The 8,568-nt window shown below is 59.4% G+C and carries 1 protein-coding gene; it reads right to left on the reverse strand.

From position 1 onward, the window contains the following. Window positions 1-8,568 (reverse strand): hypothetical protein (locus ABVT36_RS18335; protein ID WP_368457855.1); only part of this gene is annotated, 8,568 nt, incomplete at both ends.

Below are 8,568 nucleotides of genomic sequence, written 5' to 3' on the forward strand. Positions count from 1 at the left end.
TCGGGGTTGTCAACGGGGGTATCCAACGGAGCATCCACCACCGTAATTAACTGATCCTCCTTATCGAACAGGCTGTATTTCCACTGGGTCTCACTTTGCGTGATTTCATTCACAGCCTGTTGCACAGTATTGATGCTATTCAGACTGTCGTTATTGATCGCCGTAATTTCAAGCGTGGCATTGCCATTCTGGTCGTACAGGTAGAGCCTGGGCGTACCATTGCCACTATTGGTCTTGAACAGACGACCAAGGTTGTCATAGACGTAATACTCCTGGTATTTACCTCCGGTCACCGAGTCGCGCACGTCGGTATTGATGCCCTTACCAACGATCTGCCCATGGGTGTTGTAAGCCACATCGTGCTCTACCAGTCCGCCGGTTTCCGTCTCGTCAACATTGTTAGTGCGGGCCGTTTCACGACCGAGGGCATCGTATTGCCGCCAGGTAATCACCTGACTTTGATTGTTGTCGATGCCGGTCTGATACTGCGTTTGGTAAACCGCGTTACCAAACGCATCGAACACAAACTGCGCCCTGCCTTCATAGTTGGCATCACCACGGTTTTCCCGCGCATCGCGGGTTTCAGTGCGCTTACCCTGCGCGTTATAGCTGTGACTGGTAACCTGGTTGCCACTGTCGTTGTGCACTATCTCGGCGCTGCGGTTACCAAAGAGGTCGTAGCGGTAGCTCATCGTACCGCGCACACTCTGGCCCCGATAGTCGGTGTACTCGGCGCCCTGGGTCTGTACCTGCTCGCCGCGGGCGTTGTAGGCAGTACTCTCCACACGGCTATCTGCGGCATTTTCATCACCGTCGTAGTGCACGGTGGTGGTGGCCAGGCCATTGCCATCGTAGTCGTAGCGGGTCACCAGATCGCTGGTCACTTGGGTGACATTGAGGGCGGTACCGGCATTGCTGATACGCGCGAAGGATTCCCCTTTGGTGCGCTCTTCCAGCAGCAGACCGCGGCCGCTGTAGACATATTCGGTGGTGCGCTCGTCGCCGGTGACCACATTGGCCACCAGCGCGGCACGGTTGCTACCGTAAAGGTTGTCGAGCCAGGCGTGACGCGCCTCGTTGTCGGCGGGGGCGCCGAGACCAGTAAAGTTAAGCGCCCCGGCATAGCGGGTCTGTGCCGTAATCTGGCCGAGGCCATCGTAAATATACTCGGTAACATAGCCGAGGCGGTCCACTTCCAGTACCCGGTTGCCGGCGGCGTCGTAGATCGCAAAGCTCGGCTGGTCTTTACCATCGATCTGGATAATGGGGTTGCCATTAGCATCGTAAATTTGCTGGCTGCTTTGGGTAGTGCCCAGGCTGAAGCCGTTTTGCAGTTCTTGCTGGTCCCCCGAAGTAGATTGGGGATTCACCAGGTTATTGAGATCAAAGAAGACGCCGTTATCGGACTCGCTTCTGGTCAACAGGTTGTTGGCGTTGTACTGGTAGTGGGTGCTTCTCGCGGTGGTGAACTCGCTCGCCTGATGGGCCAGTGCATCATTCCGCCAATGTCCGCTACTGCTGTCGAGGTACAGCTGGGCGATGGCACCGCTCCAATCGCTGCCATTCACTTGTAAACGCTGGTCGTAGCGGGTCTCGCTGCGCAGGTTGCCGGCGGCGTCGTGGCGGCTGTAAGTGAGGCCGCCGTCCGCGTCCAGGAAGAACACCTGCTGGTCCAGGCGGTTGTAGCTGTAAGCACTGGCCTGGATCTGACCGTGCTGGGTACCACTGACACTACCATCGGCCTGCAACGCGGCATTCTGCAACCCCCGCTGACCTTCATACACCAGACGCCCGAGGGCATCGTAATGTTGCTCGACCACCTGCTTGAGGGTGACAGTACCGATCGTGCCGTCAAAATCGGGGGTGTTGGTCGAGACACTACTGGCGGCGGTAAACGCCGGGCCGACCAGCGCCAACATCTGACCGTGGTGATCGTAAGCCATGTGCGTGGTGCGCACGCCACCGGAAACCGTTTGTACCTGTCCCGCACTGACATCCCAATAGCGGCCTTCAGACACACTGACCCGGTCAAAGGCGTTGTAGCTATAGTCTGTAATGGCACGCACATGGGTGGTGCTGGTGCTATGCGCGGTGAGTGCAGCACTGAACTGCGGACCGGTTTCCCGGGTAATCCGGCCCTGCGCATCGAGGACATAATCGGTGCGTGCGCCGCGGGCGTCGATCATGGCGGTGCGGTTGCCGGCCGCATCATATTCATACTGGGTGACATTGGCGGTGGCGTGCCCATTGATCAGGTCGTAGCCGTACCGGGTGCTGGTAAGCAGCTGCCCGCGGTTGTCGTATGCGTTGCTGGTGTGGCGATCGCTGATGGCATCTTCGGTGCCGGACAGCAGTGTGCTGAGACTGCCCTGGGTCAGTCCGGACACATCGGTACCCGCCGGCAACTTCCGCGCATAGGTACGGATGTCCGTCGCCTGCCCGAAGGCGTCGTAGGCATAGGTGGTAACCGCACCGTCCGGTGTCACCTGGTGGGTGAGCTGGTTGTTGGCATCATAAAAAAAGACACCGGTATTACCGTTGGGGTCGGTGGTGACGACAATATTGCCAAAGGCGTCCAGGGTGGTTTGGGTGATTCCCCCTTGGGCATCGGTCTCACCCACTTTGCGCCCCAACTGGTCGCGATGCTGCACACTGACGTAGCCCGGGCCGCGCGGGCTCACCAGACTTTCCAGTTCGCTGAAGGCGTTGTAGCCGAAGTAGGTGGTGGCGATCTGCTCGTCTGCGCCCAGTTCTGCCTCGGTCAGCGTATGACGGTTGTCGAGGGTGCTCTGCTGCCAGTCCGGCAGGCCGGCAGTCTCTTCCACCAGGCGACCCAACTGGTCGAAGGCGCGATAAGTGACCCGCTGCTCAGGCAGGCCCTTGGCTTCGATGGTGCGCCACTCTTCCCCGAACACATTGTAGTCGTGCTGCATCACCACGCCGGCAGTGTCCGTTTCGGTATTGAGCTTGCCGGAGGCGTAATAGGTGTAACTGGTGCTGCGATCCTGGGCATGGGCCAGGGTGCTGGTATTGATACCGCCGGGGTCGGCAGTCTGGGCCACCGCCTGGCTGTAGCGGGTCTCGCTCAACACCTGTCCCCGGGCGTCGTAGGCCCAGGTGGAGAGGTAACCGTGGGTGCTGTTTTGCGGCACCAGCTTGTGGGTCAGGCGGCTGGCGGCGTCGTAGCGGAAGTAGGTCTTGTAGCCGCGCGCATCGCTGATCTGGGTACGGTTGCCGAGGGCATCGTACTGGTAGCTCTCGGTATGGCTCTGCAGGGCGCCGTCCTGCCAGACCCGCTCGGTGAGGCTGCTCTTGCGTCCGGCGGCATCGTACTGGGTGATGATCACCTGGTCGTGCTGGGCACTCGCAGCGAGCGATAGGTCCGCCGCGGTTAAGCCGCCCCAGGCGCTGGCCACAGGCACACTGACGCTGTTCGCATAACGGATCACCGTCTCGCGATCGTTAAGATCATCGTACTGGGTGTGAGTGACATAGCCCAAGCTGTCGATGCTGTGGGTGCGCCGGCTGGCCGCATCGTAAACAAAGGCGCTGCGGCGGTTGCCGACAGCCTCGCGATTGAGGTCTGCGGTGGTCTGCGTGCTGAGATTGAGCGCCTGGGCATAGGCGATCTCGCCGGCCACCTGACCTCGACCGGTGTAGAGGGTTTCTGTGACCAGGGCGTATTGAGTACCGCTCTCTTGGTACACCCGCAAACTGTGAGTCTGGCGGCCGGCGGCGTCGTACTGGTAACGGGTTTCCCGGTCCAGGCTGGTATCGCGCACCAGGTCAGCGACGCTTTCTGTGGACGGATCTATCCTGTCGGCATACTGGATCATCGCGTTCACGCGGCCGGCACCGTCGTAGATGGTTTCCACAACTTGGCCCAGGTTGTCGATGGTGTGACTTAACTGGCCATCGTCGTTGTAGATATAGCGGCTGGTGCGGTCGTCGGTCTCACTGCTATAAACTGCCGCAACAGTGGCGATATCCAGGGTCGCCGGCAATTCAGCTGTACCGGCGTGGTCGATACTCCGGGTGAGCTGCCCCGCCGCGTCGTACTGCTTCTCCATCGCCGCATAGCGAACATCCCCTTCGCCATCGGTCCAGACCGGTGTCAGCGTAAAGCGCTCCCGCCCCAGGGCGTCATACACAAAGTAACTGCTGTAACCCAGGGCACCGGTGATCTGGGTGTGGTTGCCGTTTTGGTCATACTGGTAACTGGTGGTAATCGCGAGTCCGTCGGGATCGACAATTTCACTTTGCACCCGTCCCAGCTCGTCATAACTGTACCGCGTCGTGCGGGTAAAGCTGGCGGTGCCGTCGATGCCGCCAGTGAGGACTCCCTCCTTAGCTTCCAGCAGATTGCCCTGGCCGTCGTAAACGTACTGGGTGAGCAGGTTGAGGCCGGAGCCATCCTGGGTGGCATCCGCAATCACCCGCTCAACCCGGCCGCTTTTGTCATACTCGGTGCGGGTAACACTGCCGCTGGCATCCACGGTTTCCTCGAAGCGGTGGCCGTAGCGCTGGGTGGTGGTCAGGTTGAGGCCGCCCACATCCTGGATGCGGGTCAGTACCCGGCCTTGCGGATCGTAGGTGATTTCTGTACGCACACCGCGCGCATCGATGGTCGCAGTGAGCTGGCCGGCGGCATTGTATTCGCGGGTTTGGCTGTTGTTGAGGGCATCGACGCTGTCGGTGAGATTGCCCTGGGTGTCGTACTGGTACTGGGCCTGGCGCTGCCAGTTGCCGTCCACCTTTAAATAAACTTCGAAGGTCTCGCCGTGCAGGTTGTTGACGGTTTGCGTCTGCACCCCTTCCGGCGTCGTTACCGTTTGCGTGCGTGTGGTGTCGTCGTAGGTATAGGTGGTGGCCCGGTTTAGCGCATCGGTGCGAGTCAGAACACGACCGAAGGCATCGTAGCTAAATGTGGTCGGCTGACTCAGCGCATTGGTCTGGGTTTCCAGCTGCCCCAAGCGATCGTAAGCGTACTCCGTGATATAACCGCGTCCGTCAGTACTAGACGCCGCCTCACCGAAGGCGTTGTAGGCAACACTCGAAACGACGGTGGCAAAGGGCCCCGTACTCAAGTGACTGGTGGTGGATTCCAACTGCCCGCGACGGCTGTAGCTAAATTCAGTCACCGCCTGTTGGGTATTGGCCTGATTAATGGCCTGGCTCAGCTGCGTGCGCTCGCCAAAGGCGTTGTACTGATATTGGGCGATAAAACCTTCGCCGTCAGTGGCAGTGTCCAGCTGACCACGCTGGGTGTAGTCACTCACCACAATGGTGTCGGCGGTATCGGCCAGTCCAGTGACACTGCTGTCCAGCTGTGCGGCATCACCATGTAAGTTGAGGCCGGCGATCAAGGTGTCACTCAGGCGGTTGGCGTATTGACGGGTCTGAGTGACTTCGCCAAAGGCGTTGACGGTGAACCCGGTAACCTGCCACTCAACCGTGTTGGTGCCGGGCGCGAACACAGGCGCGACGCTGTATTTTAGGAAGCCATCCGGGGTGTAGGCAAAGTGCGTGGTGTACCCATTGGCATCGGTGGTGGTGATACGACGGCCGCTATTGTCGTAGCTGTGGCTGACAACTACACGCCCAAGGCCATCCCGCTCGGCAATCACCCGCCCTTGCACATCATATTCCACACTGTAATCACGCGCGGCACTGGTGTTCGCTGTAAAGGTGGGACTGCCCTGGTAGTTGCCTAAATAGTTATCCAGGATGGAGCCACTGGTAATGTCGATACCACTGCGACTCGTTTCCAGCTGACCGCCTGCGGTGTAGGTGTAGCGACTGGTATTCCCGAAGGCGTCGGTGGTGTGGGTGACCTGGTTGCGCCCGTCGTAACGCCATTCCGTTACCCGGTCGCTTCCTGTGGCGAGCGGACGCACCTGTCCCAGGGCGCGATCACTGCCGAGACTCAACCGCGCCGCATCATTGCCCACCGCGGCCAAAGCGGTGCTGAGTTCATTCAGGTCGTGCAGGGAATCTGCGTACTGAAGGCTGCGCACCCGGTTTCCAGCAGCGTCATACTGATACTCGGTGACATAGCCCTCCGCATCAATCATCGCCACTTCGCGGCCCTGTGCGTCGTATACCCAGTAACTGTTGCGATCCAGGGCAGGATCCGCGGCCGGGCGCACTGTCTGCAGGGTGCCGCTGTTCAACCAGTGGGCGCTGCTATCATACTCCGACACCCGGTTGGCATATTGCGTGGTCGACACCAGCTGACCGGCGCGATTGTACTGATAGTCCGTCAAGAAACCTTCCGCGTCCAGAGTCGCGGAGACCCGCCCGGCATCATCGTAAAAGGAGCGACTGATGCGTGCCGCAGAGAGGTCCACACCCGACGCAGTGGCACTCAGGGCCTGGATATAACTCTCACCAGCGGTGAGAGTGAAGCGCCCTAGCCCGCTCTTGGCCACCGGTACGCCATCCACATCCAGCGTGTAGGACAACTGGTATTCATAGACACCGTTGGGGTGGCTGGCCTTGTCCAGTTCCACACTCCAGGTAGCCAGGTCTATCGGCAGAGTCTCCCAGGTGCCGCCGTTGACCGGGCGGATCGACAGGCTGACGGCGCTGGCCGCAAAGGCTTCGCCCAGAGTCAGGGTCAGTTGCGGATTGACCACCGCCTCCTGCTGCAATCCAACCTGGTGCTGGAACGCCGTATCCACCGCGCTGCCACCACCCACAAAATACCGGGTAACCTGCACCGTGTAATCACCGTCGGGCAGCGGGTCCCCCACCAACAGGTTTACCCTACCGGCAAAGGAGCCATCGCGCAGCGTGGCGGGATCGATCCAGGTCAAGGCCGGTTGTGCACTGATGGGCAAACCCGTGGCATTGTCTGTAACCACGACCTCCAGGTAGGCGATATCCGCCGCTTCTGCCCCGCTCAGATAACCTGTAATGGCATACCCCTCTAACGAAGAGCGCTGGTAGCCAGGCACATCCCAGTTGGCCGATACACTACCCGCACTGTTCCCTGTAAAGGTCCCCGACAGGGTCCGCAACAGCCGATCGTTCGCGGTGTACCCATTACTATCTGCATCGCGATAACTAGACGCCCGGTACTCATAATTGCCCGTCAAGGCATAACCCAGATTGACACTAAAGTTACTACCGGACTGGTTGACCGCCACGCTATTCCAGGCATCCTGACTGCCCGCACGACGGTATTCGAATCGGGTTACCTCGTCCGCCTGCGGCCCATAGGCTGCCTCCGACCAACCAATCACCTGGTCCTGGGCCGCCTGGCTGCCGACCTCCACCACGAACGGCGCCTCGCTACTCGTACTGCTGTCGTCGTAGTGCAGCGTCAGTTCGACGGTATAGGCCGCACCGGCGGCCAGCTGGCTGCCAATGGACAGGTTCACCTGGCCGTTGTAACTGCCGAACAGCTGGGGCCAGGTCTCGGCGATCGACACCACCGCACCGTCACTGTCTTTAACCACCGCGACGATTTTTTCCAGGGCGGGGGCACTGCCGATGGTAACCGGATAACCACTGATGGCATGGCCACTGTTGCTCTGCAGGGCGACTACTGTGTACTGGAAAGCAAAATTGCTGACATGGGTGGCACCCTTGCCAACCGTCAGTGTGGGGCTGCCAGCGGTCTGTTTGATTGTTTCACCGCCCTGCACGTAGCGGATGCGGAAATTGTAGCTTCCCTCAACAATGGTTCCGTCGTCGACATCGCCGAGAAGAACCTTCAGGTCAGTACCGTCTTCCACCACCGGCACCGAGGTCCAGTTACCGGGGGAGGATTCATATTCGAAGGTGGCGACACTGCCGGTCGGGCGGGAAGAGACAGGCCAGCGGAACTCGGTGGGATGGTATTCAGTTTGTGTACCAATTTCGTAGTCGAAGCTGCTGGTGCCGGTGAGCCCCCCGCTGGTGTTATAGGTCTTGACTTCAACTTCGTAGCGACCATTGCCCAGTGCTCCATTACCCGTCGGGGTATGGGTATCCACTGCAATGGTCCCTATCCGCCCATTGCCGCGGATATAAAAGGCCTTGATCTCCTGCACCTCCACAGCCGGATCCAGATAGGCCACATCGGCGAGGATGTCCCGCTCGAAAGTATGCCAGTTGCCATCCAGGTATTTATCTTCCAGCGGGAAGGTATAGTAGGCTGTACTGGACGAAACGGAGATATAAGGCTCCTGGATACCGGAGCGATAACTTACATAGGCGGGCCCCTTTGAGGTCTCCAGCCTGTAATAAAGGATTGTCGGGCCCGAGAGCTTCAACTCCGCACTGACCTTGATGCCATCGGTGATATTCCAGGCATCGACCTGACCGCCCTGCAGGGTGCGGAAACCATTGCTGGCAGCGTCTCCCGTGATCTCAATGACATTGCGCTGTAGTGTACTGTCATACACGCTCGCAATGGTGGCACCAGCGGGGTCGTTATCATAAATCTCCCAATTGCTGGTACTGATACCCTGGCTGGTGTTAAAGCGGTGACGGACAAAGTCCTCGGAGAGATTGAGATTGCCGTTATAGGTATAATTAGTGGGGTTTTCCGTTTTAAGCCAGGCCAGGTAATCCGCGGGA

The organism is Microbulbifer sp. TYP-18 (assembly GCF_040932045.1).
In the GTDB taxonomy this organism is placed as follows: Bacteria; Pseudomonadota; Gammaproteobacteria; order Pseudomonadales; family Cellvibrionaceae; genus Microbulbifer.